At 65.5% G+C, this 16,085-nt stretch carries 15 protein-coding genes; 4 read left to right on the forward strand and 11 right to left on the reverse strand.

Features of this window, described 5'->3' with window-relative positions:
* Positions 1–6: 6 nt before the first annotated feature.
* The 9 genes from ccmI to ccmA are packed head-to-tail and all read right to left on the reverse strand — an operon-like array spanning position 7 to position 6,914.
* Positions 7–1,194 carry a c-type cytochrome biogenesis protein CcmI gene (ccmI, locus tag KSS95_RS19820; RefSeq protein WP_217848940.1) on the reverse strand — a complete coding sequence of 396 codons (1,188 nt, stop codon included), beginning with the start codon at positions 1,192–1,194 and terminating at the stop codon, positions 7–9.
* Positions 1,187–1,663: a cytochrome c-type biogenesis protein gene (locus KSS95_RS19825; protein ID WP_217848942.1), complete on the reverse strand. Its 477-nt coding sequence runs from the start codon at positions 1,661–1,663 to the stop codon at positions 1,187–1,189. The genes ccmI and KSS95_RS19825 overlap by 8 nt, the downstream gene beginning before the upstream one ends.
* Positions 1,660–2,196, reverse strand: a complete 537-nt coding sequence (locus KSS95_RS19830) for a DsbE family thiol:disulfide interchange protein (RefSeq protein ID WP_217848944.1) — start codon at positions 2,194–2,196, stop codon at positions 1,660–1,662. The genes KSS95_RS19825 and KSS95_RS19830 overlap by 4 nt, the downstream gene beginning before the upstream one ends.
* The gene (locus KSS95_RS19835; RefSeq protein ID WP_217854043.1) at positions 2,193–4,166 is read right to left on the reverse strand and encodes a heme lyase CcmF/NrfE family subunit; all 1,974 of its coding nucleotides are present in this window, start codon (positions 4,164–4,166) and stop codon (positions 2,193–2,195) included. Before KSS95_RS19835 ends, KSS95_RS19830 begins: the two co-directional genes overlap by 4 nt.
* 11 nt (positions 4,167–4,177) lie before the next feature.
* Positions 4,178–4,633 (reverse strand): cytochrome c maturation protein CcmE, encoded by a 456-nt coding sequence (gene ccmE, locus KSS95_RS19840; protein ID WP_217848946.1) that lies wholly within the window; start codon positions 4,631–4,633, stop codon positions 4,178–4,180.
* Positions 4,630–4,806, reverse strand: a complete 177-nt coding sequence (gene ccmD, locus KSS95_RS19845) for a heme exporter protein CcmD (RefSeq protein ID WP_011534872.1) — start codon at positions 4,804–4,806, stop codon at positions 4,630–4,632. Before ccmD ends, ccmE begins: the two co-directional genes overlap by 4 nt.
* Positions 4,803–5,570, reverse strand: coding sequence for a heme ABC transporter permease (locus KSS95_RS19850; protein WP_217848948.1), 768 nt, complete (start codon positions 5,568–5,570; stop codon positions 4,803–4,805). Before KSS95_RS19850 ends, ccmD begins: the two co-directional genes overlap by 4 nt.
* A gap of 46 nt (positions 5,571–5,616) precedes the next feature.
* Positions 5,617–6,285 (reverse strand): heme exporter protein CcmB, encoded by a 669-nt coding sequence (gene ccmB / locus KSS95_RS19855; protein ID WP_134693825.1) that lies wholly within the window; start codon positions 6,283–6,285, stop codon positions 5,617–5,619.
* The gene (gene ccmA, locus KSS95_RS19860; protein ID WP_217848950.1) at positions 6,282–6,914 is read right to left on the reverse strand and encodes a cytochrome c biogenesis heme-transporting ATPase CcmA; all 633 of its coding nucleotides are present in this window, start codon (positions 6,912–6,914) and stop codon (positions 6,282–6,284) included. The genes ccmB and ccmA overlap by 4 nt, the downstream gene beginning before the upstream one ends.
* Before the next feature lie 163 nt (positions 6,915–7,077).
* Between ccmA and fliK the strand changes: the two genes are divergently transcribed.
* The 4 genes from fliK to KSS95_RS19880 all read left to right on the forward strand — a co-directional run bounded on the left by fliK (position 7,078) and on the right by KSS95_RS19880 (position 15,135).
* Complete coding sequence (fliK, locus tag KSS95_RS19865; protein ID WP_217848952.1) at positions 7,078–8,652, forward strand: flagellar hook-length control protein FliK; 1,575 nt, start codon at positions 7,078–7,080, stop codon at positions 8,650–8,652.
* Positions 8,649–8,984 carry an EscU/YscU/HrcU family type III secretion system export apparatus switch protein gene (locus KSS95_RS19870; RefSeq protein ID WP_217848954.1) on the forward strand — a complete coding sequence of 112 codons (336 nt, stop codon included), beginning with the start codon at positions 8,649–8,651 and terminating at the stop codon, positions 8,982–8,984. The genes fliK and KSS95_RS19870 overlap by 4 nt, the downstream gene beginning before the upstream one ends.
* An 81-nt stretch (positions 8,985–9,065) precedes the next feature.
* Positions 9,066–11,813 (forward strand): dermonecrotic toxin domain-containing protein, encoded by a 2,748-nt coding sequence (locus KSS95_RS19875; RefSeq protein WP_217848956.1) that lies wholly within the window; start codon positions 9,066–9,068, stop codon positions 11,811–11,813.
* Between the two features lie 646 nt (positions 11,814–12,459).
* Positions 12,460–15,135, forward strand: a complete 2,676-nt coding sequence (locus KSS95_RS19880; RefSeq protein ID WP_217848958.1) for a dermonecrotic toxin domain-containing protein — start codon at positions 12,460–12,462, stop codon at positions 15,133–15,135.
* A gap of 38 nt (positions 15,136–15,173) precedes the next feature.
* On the opposite strand, the gene KSS95_RS19885 is transcribed toward KSS95_RS19880, so the two are convergent.
* Positions 15,174–15,569: a DUF2802 domain-containing protein gene (locus KSS95_RS19885; protein ID WP_134693819.1), complete on the reverse strand. Its 396-nt coding sequence runs from the start codon at positions 15,567–15,569 to the stop codon at positions 15,174–15,176.
* Position 15,570: 1 nt separating this feature from the next.
* Complete coding sequence (locus KSS95_RS19890) at positions 15,571–16,050, reverse strand: chemotaxis protein CheW (RefSeq protein WP_023630607.1); 480 nt, start codon at positions 16,048–16,050, stop codon at positions 15,571–15,573.
* Positions 16,051–16,085: the final 35 nt, after the last annotated feature.

Consider the following 16,085-nt stretch of genomic DNA (forward strand, 5'->3'; position numbering starts at 1 on the left):
GCTCTCTTATGAGTCGGGGCTGTCGATGGTCACATGCTGGGTGCCCTGGGTTGCAGTGGCCAACGGCGCGCTCTGGCCCTTCCACTCACCCTGGGTGGGCTGCCCGGCGCGGGAGACGCGGGCTACCAATTGGACTTCGGCGAAGTCCGACAGTTTCATCTGCGCCATCATCGCGTCGGCGTCCGACAGCTCCACTTCGATCGGCAGCTGCGCCACCGTCACCCGCTTGGCCGCCAACGGCATGGGCGGGCCCTTGACCGCGCGGGCGAAGATGAACACGGTGTCGTCCGGGCGCACCTTGTCCTTGAGCGCCGCGGCCAGTTCGACCCGTACTTTCAGGCGCGCCGCCTCGACAACCTTGCCGCCGCCGGCCTTGAGCCTGTCGGCGGCGCGGTCGATACCGCCCTGCAGCGCGGCGCGCGAGGCGTCGCCCTCGGGCAGTTGCGCCAGCAGGCGCTGCCAGTAGTCGATGGCCTCCTGGAAACGCTCGCCCTCGAAGGCGGCAATACCGCGCAGGCCCAGGCTGGTGACTTCACGCGGGTCGGCCTTCAGGGCTTCGTCGGTGAGCGCCTGCAACTGCGTCGACCACTGCTTGTCGGCGGCAAAGTACAGCGCCTGGGCCCATTGCCCGAGCAGCTCGGGCTGGCGCCCGGCCAGGCTCACCGCGCGTTCGAAAGCCTTGGCCGCGTCCGCCGGGCGCTGTTCGGCCATGTAGGCACGACCGAGGAAGTACAGCCCTTCTGCCGAATCTGGCTGGGCCTGTACCGCACGCTCCAGGCGCGTGGTCATCTCTGCCATCGATTGCGGCGCATGGGCGAACTCCTGGGTCAGTGCCACCTTGTCAGCGGCACCGAAGTGCAGGTACAGCCCCAACGCCATGGCCGGCACCAGGATCGCCGCCAGCAGCGGGATGACCTTGCCCAGGTGGCCCTGGCGGGCCAGGTCGTGGCGCTCGGTATCGGCCAGCAGTTCGCGGGCCGCCTCGTCGCGGCCCTTGGCCAGCTGTTGTGCATCGAGCACACCGGCGGCCTGCTGGGCGGCCAGCTCGGCGACACGCTCCTGGTACAGCGCCACGTTGAGGGCGGTACGGTCCTGTTCGGCCTGCTGGCGACGATGGCCGCGCAGGATCGGCAACAGCAGGAAAGCCAGGGCGGCGAGCAGCAGCAGGCCCGCGCTAAGCCAGAATTCAGTCATGGGTACGTTCTTTTTCCAACAGTTTGGCGAGACGCTCGCGTTCGTCGGCGGACAGTTCGGTGTTGCCGGCCACGGCTTGGCCGCGGCGCCGGCGGACGATCACCGCGAGCACCACGAAGCCCCCGGCCAGGAGGATCCCGGGGCCGAACCAGAGCAGCCAGGTGCGGCCGCTGAGCGCCGGCTTGTAGCGCACGAAATCGCCATAGCGGTCGACCATGAAGTCGACGATCTGCTGGTTGCTCTGGCCTTCGCCGAGCATGCGGAAGATCTCGCGGCGCAGGTCGGCGGCGATCGGCGCGTTGGAGTCGGCGATGTCCTGGTTCTGGCATTTCGGGCAACGCAGCTCCTTGGTCAGCTGCTGGTAGCGCTCACGCTCGGCTGCGTCGCGAAACTGATAGGTATCGATGGCGGCCTTGGCCATCCCGGCCAGGCCCAGCCCCAACACCACGGCGGCAAGCCAGCGCTTCATGGCCGGGCCTCGTCGACCAGGCCCTGGTACAGCGGCGCCAACTGCTCACGCCACACCGTGGCATCGACCACCCCGACATGCTTGTAGCGGATGATGCCCTTGGCGTCGATCAGGAAGGTTTCCGGCGCGCCGTACACGCCCAGGTCCAGGCCCAGCGTGCCCTGCGGATCGGCGATGTTCAACTGGTAGGGGTTGTGGAACTCAGCCAGCCATTTCAGCGCGGCGGCGTTGTCGTCCTTGTAGTTGACGCCATGGATCACCACCCCCTGTTCAGCCAGCTGGTTCAGGTAGGGGTGCTCGACCTTGCACGATGGGCACCAGGTGCCCCACACGTTGACCAGTGCCGGGCGCCCCAGCAGGTCGGCCTGGGTCAGGTTGCGCTCGCCCTGCACCGTGGCCAGCGAGAACGCCGGGAACGGCTTGCCGATCATCGCCGAGGGCAACTCGTCGGGCTTGAGGAACAACCCCTTGTAGAGAAAGACCGCCACCAGCAGGAACACCGCCAGTGGCACTACCATGATCCAACGCTTCATGCAGTTGCTCCAGACACGCCCAGGGCCTCACGCACCCGGGTCTTGACCTTGACGCGGTAGCGCCGGTCGAGGGCCGCCAGCAAACCGCCCAGGCCGGTCAGCAGACCGCCCAGCCAGATCCAGCGGACATAGGGTTTGATATGCACCCGCACCGCCCAGGCGCCGTTTTCCAGCGGCTCGCCCAGGGCGACGTACAGGTCGCGGGTGAAACCGGCATCGATGCCGGCCTCGGTCATCATCGACTGCTGCACGGTGTACAGGCGCTTTTCCGGGTGCAGCACCGACACTTCACGGCCCTCGCGCGAAACACGAATGGTGCCCTTGTCGGAAATGAAGTTCGGGCCTTCGAAGTGCCTGGCGCCCTCGAACAGGAAGTGATAGCCGCCCAGTTCGACGGTTTCACCCGGCGCCATGCGCAAGTCGCGCTCGGCGCTGTTGTTGCTCGACAACACCACGCCCAGGGCGCACACCACCAGCCCCAGGTGGGCCAGCTGCATGCCCCAGTAGCTGCGCGAGAGGCCACCCAGGCCCTTGGCCAGGCCCTTGTGCCGGGTCTTGTCGAGGATGTCGCGCACACCGCTGAGCACCACCCAGGCGGCCAGGGCGAACACGCTCAGGGCCGGCCAGTCGAAGTCGTCGACCAGCAGCCCGGCCAGCGGCGCCAGTACCGCGCTGCCGATCAGCACCGGGGTCAGCATGCCGGCCAGCCATTTGCCGGGGGTGTCCTTCCAGCGCACCACCACGCCAACGCCGAGCACCAGCATCAGCAACGCCATCAGCGGCAGGAACAACGCATCGAAGTAGGGCGGGCCGACCGACAGCTTGGCCCCGGTCAAGGCATCGAGCACCAGCGGGTACAGGGTGCCGAGCAGGATCATCGACGCCGCCACCACCAGCACCAGGTTGTTGGCCAGCAGCAGCGTCTCGCGCGACCACAGGGCGAAGCCCACCTGGCTCTTGACCACCGGCGCACGCAAGGCGAACAGGGTCAGCGAGCCGCCGACCACGAACAACAGGAAGATCAGGATGAAGATGCCGCGCGACGGATCGGCGGCAAATGCGTGCACCGAGGTCAATACGCCGGAGCGCACCAGGAAGGTGCCCAGCAGGCTCAACGAGAAGGCGGCGATGGCCAGCAGCACCGTCCAGCTCTTGAACACGCCACGTTTTTCGGTAACCGCCAGCGAGTGGATCAACGCGGTGCCCACCAGCCAGGGCATGAACGAGGCGTTTTCCACCGGGTCCCAGAACCACCAGCCACCCCAGCCCAGCTCGTAGTAGGCCCACCACGAGCCCAGGGTGATGCCCACGCCGAGGAAGGCCCAGGCGACGATGGTCCAGGGCCGCGACCAGCGTGCCCAGGCCGCGTCCAGGCGCCCGCCGAGCAGCGCGGCGATGGCGAAGGCGAAGGCCACCGAGAAGCCGACATAGCCCATGTACAGCATGGGTGGGTGGACGATCAGGCCAAAATCCTGCAACAGCGGGTTGAGGTCGCGACCATCGCCCGGTACCTGCGGCAGCAGGCGCGAGAACGGGTTGGAGGTGATGATCAGGAAGCTCAGGAAACCCACGCTGATCATGCCCATCACCGCCAGCACCCGGGCCAGCATCACCTGCGGCAACTGGCGCGAGAAGATCGACACGGCGAAGGTCCAGCCCCCCAGGATCATCGCCCACAACAGCAGCGAGCCCTCGTGGGCGCCCCACACGGCACTGAACTTGTAGTACCAGGGCAAGGCGCTGTTGGAGTTGCTGGCGACATAGGCGACCGAGAAGTTGTCGGTCATGAAGGCGTGGGTCAGGCAGGCGAAGGCAAACGCCAGGAAGGCGAACTGGCCCCACGCCGCCGGACGCGCCAGGCTCATCCACAGGCGGTCGCCGCGCCAGGCGCCGAGCAGCGGCACGGTGGCCTGCACGGCGGCGAAGCAGATCGCCAGGATCATCGCCAACTGGCCCAGCTCGGGAATCACCAGGGCTGCATTCATGGCTTGGCCTCCCCACCCGTGGCGGCCTGGCCGCTTTCCTTCAAGGCCTTGGTGACCTCAGGCGGCATGTATTTCTCGTCGTGCTTGGCCAGCACCTCGTCGGCCACCACTACGCCGTCGGCGTTGAGCTTGCCGAGGGCGACGATGCCCTGCCCTTCACGGAACAGGTCGGGGAGGATGCCGCGGTAGGTAATCGGCACCGACTTGGTATAGTCGGTCACCACGAAACGCACGTCCAGCGAGTCGGCCGAGCGCTGCACCGAGCCTTTCTCGACCATGCCGCCGGCACGGATGCGAGTGTCCAGCGGCGCCTCGCCGTTGGCGATCTGGGTCGGGGTGTAGAACAGGTTGATGTTCTGCTGCAGGGCGCTGAGGGCAAAGCCCACCGCCACGCCGACACCGGCCAGCAGGCCGAGGATGATGAACAGGCGTTTCTTGCGCTGCGGATTCACGGTTTGCTCTCCCGGCGCAGACGGCGCGCCTCTTCTTGCAGGTAGCGACGGCGGGCCAGCAGGGGCGCGGCGACATTGAGCGCCAGCACCGCCAGGCAGATGCCATAGGCCGACCAGACGTACAGGCCATGGTGCCCCATGGCCAGGAAATCACTGAAGGACGCGAAGCTCATCTGGCGGCCTCCCGGCCCAGGCTGTTCAACACTTCATCGCGCACCCAGCTGGCGCGGGCCTCGCGCTTGAGCACTTCGAGGCGCATGCGCAGCAACAGCACGGCGCCAAAGAAGCAATAGAAACCCAGCGCCGTAATCAGCAGCGGCGCCCACATTTGCACCGGCATCGCCGGCTTTTCGGTGAGGGTGAAGGTGGCGCCCTGGTGCAGGGTGTTCCACCACTGCACCGAGTACTTGATGATCGGGATGTTGACCACGCCGACGATCGCCAGCACCGCGCAGGCCTTGGCCGAGCTGTCGCGGTTGCTGATCGCCTGGCCCAGGGCGATGATGCCGAAATACAGGAACAGCAGGATCAGCATGGAGGTCAGGCGCGCGTCCCACACCCACCAACTGCCCCAGGTCGGCTTGCCCCAGATCGCCCCGGTCACCAGCGCCACCGCGGTCATCCAGGCGCCGATGGGCGCCGCGCATTGCAGCGCGACATCGGCCAGTTTCATTTTCCACACCAGCCCCACCACCCCGGCCACCGCCAGCAGCACATAGCAAGACTGCGCCAGCATCGCCGTGGGCACGTGGATATAGATGATGCGGAAACTGTTGCCCTGCTGGTAGTCCTGGGGGGCAAAGGCCAGGCCCCAGGTGATGCCGACCAGCAGCAACAGGATGGCGGAGACGGTCAGCCACGGCAGCATGCGGCCGCTGATGGCATAGAACCATTTGGGGGAACCCAGCTTGTGGAACCACGTCCAGCTAATTTTCATCAGGGTACATCCAGGGTATTGGCCGGGCTGCGGTGCCCGGGACTCGTTATTCGCCGACGCTGATCTTCAGCCCGGCCGCTATCGCAAAGGGTGCCAGTGTCACGGCCAGGGCAGTCAGGCTGGCAAGCCAGAGCAGATGACCGGTGGCCGGCATATTCTGCAATGCCGCCTGCAACGCACCACTGCCCAGGATCAATACAGGGATATACAACGGCAGAATCAGCAGCGCCAGCAGCAGGCCGCCGCGCTTGAGACCGACCGTCAGCGCCGCGCCCACCGCGCCAAGCAGGCTCAGCACCGGCGTGCCCAGCAGCAACGAGGCCAGCAGCACCGGCAGGCAACTGGCCGGCAGGCCGAGCATCAGCGCCAGCAGTGGCGCCAACAATACCAGCGCCAGCCCGGAAAAGATCCAGTGCGCCAGCACCTTGGCCAGCACCAGCATGGCCAGCGGATGGGGCGAGAGCACCCACTGTTCCAGCGAACCATCCTCGAAGTCGCTGCGAAACAGCCCGTCCAGCGACAACAGCACGGCCAGCAGGGCCGCGACCCAGACCAGCCCCGGCGACAAGGTTTGCAACAATTGTGTCTCGGGGCCGACCGCCAGGGGGAACAGCGCCACCACGATGGCGAAGAACACCAACGGGTTGGCCAGCTCCGCCGGGCGACGGAACAACAGGCGCGCCTCGCGGCGCAACAACAAAAGAAATACGCTCATGCCGCCCACTGCCCCAGGTTCAACTCGCGGTAGCCGCCCGGCTTGCGCGCAAGCGAGTGGTGGGTGGTCAGCACCACGGTACCGCCTTGCTCGCAATGGGCCGCCAAGTGCGCCTCCAATTGCGCCACGCCCTGTTTGTCGAGGGCGGTGAAGGGTTCGTCGAGGATCCATAGCGGCGGGCTGTCCAGGTACAACCGGGCCAGGGCCACACGACGCTGCTGGCCGGCGGACAGGGTATGGCTGGGAACATCCTCGAAGCCACGCAGGCCAACGGCCTGCAGCGCCTGCCAGATCGCCTCGCGCCCTGCGGGGCGGTGCAGCGCGCACAGCCAGGCGAGGTTTTCTTCCGGGGTCAGCAGGTCCTTGATCCCGGCGGCATGGCCGATCCACAGCAGGATGCTGGCCAGGGCGTGACGCTGCTCGGCCAGGGGCTGGCCATTGAACAGGATCTGCCCGGCGGTCGGCTGCATCAGCCCGGCCAGCAGGCGCAGCAGGCTGGTCTTGCCGCTGCCATTGGGGCCGGCGATCTGCAACATGTCGCCGGGACGCAGCTCGAAGTCCAACTGCTCGAACAGCAGCCGCCAGTCGCGCTCGCAGGCCAGGCCCGCGGCTTGGAGGTGAAGGGTCACGGTATCGCCTTATGCAATGTGGCCTTGCGCCCGGTAGCGATCGCAAGGCCTTGTCTCAAGTCGCCTCAAGCCCTGCCGTTATACTGGCAGTGGCGGGCAGGCGGCATTATTACACGCGGTGCCGCCCTGCCAAGAGGGCGGGTTCGACAGGTTGTATACAATCATGACTGAAATCAATAGTCTCGGCGCTCAAACTGCGGTAAGCCCCCAGGTGGCCAAGGCCGCCATGACCGGCGAACTGCTGCGCCTGCTGCAGGCCCAGCCAGGCTTGCTGCCGCCCGGCGAAAGCGCCGAGGCCGAGGTGGTGAGCCTGCGCCAGGTCGGCCCGGACTTCCAGTTGCTGCTGCGCCTGACCCAGGCCAATGGCAGCCAGAGCCAGGTACTGGCCAATGCCAGCCAGCCCCTGGCCCCTGGCAGCCAGATTATTGTCAGCCAGCCCGACAGCAACCGCCTGGCGGTCATGGTGCAACTGGGCAACGCCGCCAGCGTCGCCACCCTCACCCAACTCGACACCCGCCAGGTCCCGCTTGGCACCCTGTTGCAGGGCAAGGTCCTGACCAGCCAGGCGCTGCCTCCGGCGCCTGGCGAAACCACCAGTTTCCGCTCGCTGGTGAGCCTGCTCAACAGCAGCCAGGCCGGCGCCACCCTGGTCATCGACAGCCCGCGCCGGCTACCCCTGGGCAGCCTGCTCAGCGCCGTGGTGCAAGGCGACCAGGCCCTGCGTTTCGTGCCCCTGAGCGGTCGTCAGGACCAGCTGGCGGTCACCCAGCACCTGTCGACTCAACAAGCCCAGCAAGCCTCGCTGCCGGGGGTGCTCAACGTGCTGCAGCGCATCGCCAGCGCCCCGGATGCCGGTGTCGAATTGCGCGCCAGCGCCGAGCGCCTGCTCGCCAGCCTGCCCGACGCGCGGCAACTGGGGGATGCGAAGAACCTCGCCCAGGCGCTCAACGACAGCGGCACCTTCCTCGAGGCCAAGCTGCTCGGCGGCCAGGCCGCCACCGTCGCCCCGGACCTCAAGGCGCAGTTGATCCGGCTGGTGGCCCAGGCCCTGCCCAACCAGCCGGGCCACCCCGCCCAAGCCCTGCCCCCCAGCCTGGCCGGCACGCCCCTCGCCCACGCCCTGCCGGGCCTGGCCCGCAGTGCCCTGGGCATGCTCGGCCAGGTCAGCCCGCGCCCCTTGCCCAGCGCTTTCCCCTTGCCCTCGCGGCTGCTGCAGAAGCTGGAAAGCGAGGGCGACCTGCAGCAACTGCTGCGCCTGGCCGCGGCGGCAATTTCCCGGCTGCAGAGCCATTCGCTGTCAAGCCTGCAGCAGACCGGCAACCTCGATAACGGCAACCAACAGACCACCTGGCAGAGCGAGATCCCGGTGCGCCACGGGCAGGAGTTCATTCCCCTGCAAGTGAAGCTGCAACGCGAGGAAACCCCGCAACAGCAAGCTGACCGCGAACGCGATCAGCACGACCCGCTGCAGGCCTTGTGGCGCATCGAACTGGCCTTCGACCTGTCGCCGCTCGGCCCGCTGCAAGTCCAGGCACAGCTGGCCCAGGGGCGCCTGTCCGGCCAGTTGTGGGCACAACAGGAACACACCGCGCGCCTGATCGACAGCCAGTTGGGCACCCTGCGCGAGCGCCTGCTGGCCCGCGGCCTGGACGTCGGCGACCTGGAGTGCCACCCTGGCACCCCGCCGCAAGGCCCGCGCACACGCCTGGAACAACGCTGGGTGGACGAGAACGCATGAGCAAAAAGCCACCACGCCAGGCCATCGCCCTGAACTACGATGGCCAGCAGGCCCCGACCCTGACCGCCAAGGGCGACGACGAGCTGGCCGAGGCCATCCTCGCCCTGGCCCGCGAGCACGAGGTGCCAATCTACGAGAATGCCGAGCTGGTGCGCCTGCTGGCGCGCCTGGAGCTGGGCGAGCAGATCCCCGAAGCGCTGTACCTGACCATCGCCGAAATCATCGCGTTCGCCTGGCAGCTGCGCGGCAAGGTGCCGGTCGGTTTCAGCGACGAACCCGCCGCCGAGCGTGATATCACCCCACAACTGCCAGGCCTGCCCTACCGCCCTTGATGGCGGGTGGTAACCCGCTGCCGCTCGCGCGCAGGCCGCATCGATCATCCTGGCGCCCCCTTTCCATGCTGGGTCACCACGATGAACACCCGTTACGTCAGCCATGCCGGTGTACGCTTTGTAAGCGACCACCTCAAGGACTTCCCTCGCCCTGATCGCGCCGCAGCCACGGCCATCCGCAACTGGGCCGCTCGCCGCGGCCAAACCCTCGACCCCGACCGTACCGATGTGGTCGTGCTGCACCATCAATGGCGCCACGGCATTGGCGAGGTTGGGGTGGTGACAGAAAAAATGACACTGACCCAGGCGGTGCTGGCCAACTGGCAGGGCGAGTCGAGCAACAACCTCCTCGGCGCAGCCTTCGGCAGGCCGTGGGCCGGAAGTTTTCCGGATAGCCAACGCATCACCCTGGTCGACCGGCTCGACCCGCCGCAGCCGCTGTCCAACGCTGGCGCCTACGGCATCTACAACGGTCTTTTCCGCCAGACCGTTCCCAGCGAGTACAGCGCCCGCACTCATGTCGCGCTCGCGGCGGAAGACTTCCAGCAGTTCATCTGGGACCTCGACTTCCACACGACCTACAAGACCATGCTGGATACCTACTGGCAGCGCCGCGCCAGCAGTCACCGCCTGGCGGCGAAGATCGCCTTCATCACCGCCTGCAACCGCCAGGTCGCCGAAGGCAGCCTCGACGACCCGGCGCGCCGGCTTGCCTGGCGCGCGGCGGGGCTGGAGCAGGCGCCCGCACCCTTGCACCTGCGCTTTCTCAACATCTATGGCTATGTCGCCACCGACCTGCTGCAGATCAGCGACCCGGCAAGCGGCCTGACCCTGCTCTACATCCCGGGCAACGCCGCGCCGCTGCATGCTTTCGCCAGCCCCAGCGCGCTGCAGGACTGGGTCGCCAGCCAGTGTCGCAACCGCGACACCCGCGCCGCGTTGCAACAGCACTTCGCCCTGGCCGACGTACCCGACGGCCTCGACTTCAGCGGCCTGGCCACCGCGCTTGACGGCCTTGGCCTGTACCCCGCGCCCAACCACCTGTCCAGCAACCGCCCAGGGTTCACCGCCGAAGGCCTTTGGCAGCCACACACCTACGTCAACTACAAGCCCGAGCAGTACAGCCCGCTGATCGAGGACGACCTGTTCCTGGCCCTGACCCAGCAGCAACGCACGCGCAGCTACGAGGATGCCGCCTACCGCATCACCGGCAACGGCGCAGTGAACAAAGCCCGCTGGCGGGGCTACCTGAACTCGGCGGTCAACCTGCTCGCTCCGCTGGCTATCGTGGTGCCAGAACTGGCGCCGATCTTCGCCCTGGGCGGCATCGCCCAGTTTGGCCTGGGTCTGGATCAAGCCATCTCTGCGCATGGCCAGCAGGCGCGTGCCGAGGGTGTGGGCAACGCCACCTTCGGCCTGCTCAATGCCCTGCCACTGGTGCATGCAGGCCTGACCCGCGAGGTAGCGCTATACCGGGCCAAGAACGAGGCTTTCATCGCGCCACAGCAGGTCAATGGCCGCCTGGGCTACCCACTGAGCCCAGTCTCGCCACCGCACCTGCCGGTCGACGAGGTCGCGCCTTACTTTCATATTCCCGATGCCATTGCGCCAATCCCGGGGGCCGATGCCGCCACCTACGCAGCCATCGACCGGGTCCCTCGCTACGACGGCACACCCGACCTGCTGAGCGCCTCGGTGGGCGGTTACAACGCCGAGATGGTCTACGACCTGGAGAGTGACAGCTTCATCTTCGAAGGCGACCTCAACGAAGTCGACCCGCTCCATTACACTCCCCAGGCCGGCAGCCGCGACCTGCTGCCGGTGAACCTGCGCAACCGGGCCGTCAGCCACCCGATGCGCATGGCCACCCTGCGCGCACTCGGCGTGGACCTGCACCTGCCGGTGGCGATACCTGATGTGCCAACCACCGGCATGCGGCCCATTCCACGGCAGTTCCTCGGTCTGTGGGTAGGCGACAGGCTCATCGACACGCCATTGCTGACCAACCTGGGCAACAACGCCGCGCGGCTCGACGGCACCTCATATAACCTGCGCCTTTATCTGTCCCAGGCCAACGCTGGCGCCTACGCCGAAAACCTGCGCCTGCTGGGCATCCATGCACCCGGCGTCCAGGTGCTGGCCCTGGAACAACAGCCATGGTTCAGCCGTTTTCGAGAGAGCCCCTACCATGCCCAGTACCAAGCCGCGATTGCCGGCGGCAACTTCTCGTCGGCCTCGGATGTATTGCGTTATCCAATGCTAGATAGCGAGGGCGGCATCTACATGGACGTGGACGACAGCCTGCTGGCCGTGGGAGAGCATCCTCACGTCGCCGCCGGCCAGCCGCTCGGCAACCCCGGCGAAGCCATCGAACACGTCGAGCTCAGAACCCGCGACGACGGGCTGCTGCTGTTCCCACCGATGTCCAATGAAAAGCTCGGCATGAACTGGCAGTTCAATACCAGCGTGATCGGCAGCCATGCCGACAACCCGACATTGCGGGCGATCAGCGAGGAAATGCGCAGCCGCTACCTGGCCGAACCAGGCTTCTATGCCAGCCGGCCCAGTTTGCGCCAGGACCCGCAGGGCTTCTATCGCTATGCCGCCAAACTCAACCGCCTGACCGGTCCCGGGCTGCTCACCGACGTGGTCGACCGGCACCTGCCGACGCTGAAGATCCTGCGCCAGATCACCAACCTGTACCAGATGCCCCGTATCAACGCCGGCCTGTACGTGGACCTGGACCGCTATCGGGCGGTCTCGCGGCAGTTGCTGCCGTTCAATCGCCTGGTGCGCGTGGGTGGCAATCACTCATGGGCCAAGCCCTGAAGGCCTGACACCTCCACCGAGCCAGTAGGAGCCAGCCTTGCTGGCGAACCAGGCGCCGCGGTGGATGGCACCGGCCATGCCGGTGTTCGCCGGCAAGCCGGCTCCTACAACGTTACGGCCTGCAATCCCTGTAGGAGCCAGCCTTGCTGGCGAACCAGGCGACGCGGTGGATGGCACCGGCCATGCCGGTGTTCGCCGGCAAGCCGGCTCCTACAACGTTACGGCCTGCAATCCCTGTAGGAGCCAGCTTGCTGGCGAACCAGGCGCCGCGGAGGATGGCACCGGCCATGCCGGTGTTCGCCGGCAAGGCCGGCTCCTACAACGGTTACGGCCTGCAATACCTGTAGGAGCCAGCCTTGCTGGCGAACCAGGCGACGCGGTGGATGGCACCGGCCATGCCGGTGTTCGCCGGCAAGGCCGGCTCCTACAACGTTACGGCCTGTAATCCCTGTAGGAGCCAGCTTGCTGGCGAACCAGGCGCCGCGGAGGATGGCACCGGCTGCGCCGGTGTTCGCCGGCAAGGCCGGCGCCTACAACCGTTTAGCGGCCAAGGACTGAGCGCCTCGAGGTAGTAAGCATGTACAACAAGTCGAGCCATGGCCCTCGCTACCGTGGCGTCTCATTTCGCCACAACGGTAGCCTTCCCATGAGCTCGACCCTGGTAAACGCTGCGGGCAAACAATTCGTCCGCGACCACCTTAAACACATTCCGCAGCCCTACGAGCAAGCTTCCATCGCCATGCGTGCCTGGCTGCAAGAACAAGGTCATGACCTCGACCCGGATCAGACAGACGTCGTCACCCTGCGCTACCACGGCAATCATGCCGTCATCGACCAGCGCCTGTCCCTCACCCAGGCACTGCTCTCGGACTGGCAGGGTGAAAGCGAGGTCCTGGTCGGGATTTTCACAGGCCACTGGGCAGGCCGCTTTCCACAAGGGGCTCTGACCATTGTCGATCGCCTCCCAGATATCGGGACGCTCAACGGCGCCCTCACCTACAGCGTCTTCAACGGCCTGTTCCGCAGGACCACCCCGCAGCGCTACGACAGCACCACGCTCTTGTCGGTGGATGTCGAGGCCATGCAGAAATACATCTCGCACCTGAATTTCCACACCCTCTTCGTCTCGCAGCTGGATGCTTACTGGCAACAGGGTACGCACAGCCATGCCCAGTCCCTGCAACTAAGCTACCTCGCCGCCTGCAACAAGCAGGTTGCGCAAGGTTCATTGAGCGAGGCTGGCCGACAGATGGCCTGGCAAGCCGCCGGGGTGATGGAGAGGGTCGACAACCTGCAGGTCAGGCCCCTGAACGTGTATGGCTACGCTGCCACCGACCTGATCTACATCAAACGCCCAACACAACCACAGGTGCTGCTGTACCTGCCAGGCAACGCTGCGCCCTTCCATGAGTTCGACACCTTGTCGGCCATGCAGGACTGGTTCGCGCAACAGTGTCGCGACAGCGCGAAGCGCCAGCGGCTGCGCCAATACTTCAAGATGTCCGACGCCCCCGACGGGTTTAATTTCAGTGGCCTGGATACTGCCCTCCAGGGCCTTGCCGCCTACCCACAGCGCTACGAACGAGGCTATGAGTCCGGTTTTACCTACGACGGCTACTGGCCCGCTGGCGAATACGTCAACTACAAGGCCGACCATTACAGCCCAGTGCTCGAAGGAGACCTGTTCACCGCCATTACCGAGCGACAGCGAGAACACAGCCTGGACGATGCGCATTTTTCCATCACCACCAATGCCCAAGTGTCCAAGGCACGCTGGCGCGGCTACCTGGTGACCACGCTCAATCTGGTGGCGCCCCTGGCCCTGGTGGTTCCCGAGCTGATTCCACTGCTCGCCGTCGGCGGTATCGCGCAGCTTGGCCTGGGGATCGACCAGATCGTCAACGGCAAGACCGCCCAGGACACGCCAGATGGCCTGGAAAACATCGGGTTCGGCCTCTTGAATGCCACCCCCTTTGCCGCCTTGGCTGCCGAGCGCGTGCGCATGTTCTTCCCAGGAAAAAGCTCGAGATTCATCGTGCGCGTGAATGATCGGCTGGGCCACCCGCTGGGGCCAACCCGGCCGCCGCGGTTGGAAGACTACTTCTCCCCGCCCGCGCCCCCGGTGCCGAGCAACCAGATCATCAGGCTGCCGACCAGCAGGCTGGACGGTACCCGTGGAATCTTGGCGGCCCTGAGTGCCGACGGCGCTGAGCGACAGGCCGCAGAAGTGCTGTACGACCCAGAAAACGATGCATTCCGCCTCAAGTCGCAGGCTAACGAGGTGAATCCACCCTACTACCAGATCACTGACGGAACGGCCGACCTGCACCCAGTCAACCTGTCCGCACGCCAGGTCGACGATCAGATGCGCGAAGCGACACTGGAAAAACTGGGGGTTGAGCTGGAACTCCCCCTCGACATGCCCCCCGAGGACGACAACAGCCCTGCGCTTGCACTGAAAAAGCAAGTGCTCAGCCTCTGGGTCGGCAACAAGGAAATTCCAGCGCATCTGCTGAGCAACATAGCAGCCAATGCCAGGATGCTTAAACAAGCGGGCTATGACTTCAAGTTATACCTGACCCAGACCGACAAGGCCTTGTTCAATACCAACAGAGCAGCGCTGCAAACCTTGATCGACGACGGAGTTCTGGACTTGCGCCCGCTGGAGGATGAACAGTTCTTCAAGACCTTCATCGACTCTGCAAACCACGCTCAATATCAGCACGCCCTGACCGGCGAGGGCGCAAACTTCTCATCGGCTTGCGACGTGCTCCGCTACCCTATGCTGTTCGACGAGGGAGGCATTTACATGGACATCGATGATGAAGTGGTCCATGTCGCGGACACCGTGCCGCCCTTTGTAAAACTCTCCATCACCGACCTGCACACCCCCAAGGAAGGGCTTATCCTGGGCGCGCCGATGGACAATGAGCTGATGAACATGCAGTGCCATTACAACACCAACGCGATCGGCAGCCATGCGCAAAACCCGCTGCTGACACAGATCTCGGAAGAGATGGAGTTTCGCTACGCGCAAAACACCACGTTCTACGACAGCAAGCCGGCAAAAGGCGAGCCGGCGTTTGAACACTATGTCCAAGAGTTGAGCAGGATGACCGGGCCTGGCTTGCTTAACGATGTGATTGCCGAGTACATGCCGCGCCTGGAGTTTCTGCGAAAAGTCATCAAGCTGGAGTCCATACCGATGACCGTTCGTGGTTATTTCACCGAGCCGCTGGCGGCAGACATCAAGCTTGCCCGGGAACGCGACCTGGCACTGACCACGGTGATCAAACCCGGCAACGAGCACTCCTGGAGCTGACCCTGAAAAAAACCGGGCGACTGACGTCGCCCGGTTCATCACTCGCCGCGGTGCAGCTTGCTCATCAGCTGCGCCTCGGCCTGGGTCAGGCCGCAGGTCTGGGTCAGCTCTTCGACACTGGCGCCCATCACCACCAGCTTGGCCGCCTGGGTGAAGGTGACGCTGTTGGGGTCGCGTTGCTCGAGTTGCTGCAGTTTCTCGGGCAACGGCGCGACCACCGCGCGCAGTTCGTGGATCGCCTCGCCCATGCGCACGGTGCCGTTCTGGTAGTCGTCCAGGCGCTTGGCCAGGTCCTTGATGCGCTGGTCACGCAGCGCATCGCCCTCGGCCTGCTGGGCGGCCAGCTCGCGCTGGCGCTTGCTGTAGTTGAGGAAGAACCACAGGCTCAGCGCCCAGAGCAGCGCCAGGAAGATGACAGCAACCTCGAAGATCAACTCAGATGTTCTCCAGCTCGGACCACTCTTCCTCGGTCATCATCTTGTCCAGTTCGACCAGGATCAGCAGCTCGCCGTTCTTGTTGCAAACGCCCTGGATGAACTTGGCCGACTCTTCGTTGCCGACATTCGGCGCGGTCTCGATCTCCGACTGGCGCAGGTACACCACTTCAGCGACGCTGTCGACGAGGATACCGACCACCTGCTTGTCCGCCTCGATGATGACGATGCGGGTGTTGTCGGTGACTTCGCTGGACATCAGGCCGAAGCGCTGGCGGGTGTCGATCACCGTCACCACGTTGCCGCGCAGGTTGATGATGCCCAGCACGTAGCTCGGTGCGCCCGGTACCGGGGCGATCTCGGTGTAGCGCAACACTTCCTGCACCTGCATCACATTGATGCCGTAGGACTCGTTGTCCAGACGGAAGGTGACCCATTGCAGGATCGGATCTTCGGAACCTTGTGCAGACGACTTTTTCATTCCCCTAGCCCTCTAAATCCGCCTTTGGCGGTGTG

This window comes from Pseudomonas muyukensis (genome assembly GCF_019139535.1).
Classification (GTDB): domain Bacteria; phylum Pseudomonadota; class Gammaproteobacteria; order Pseudomonadales; family Pseudomonadaceae; genus Aquipseudomonas; species Aquipseudomonas muyukensis.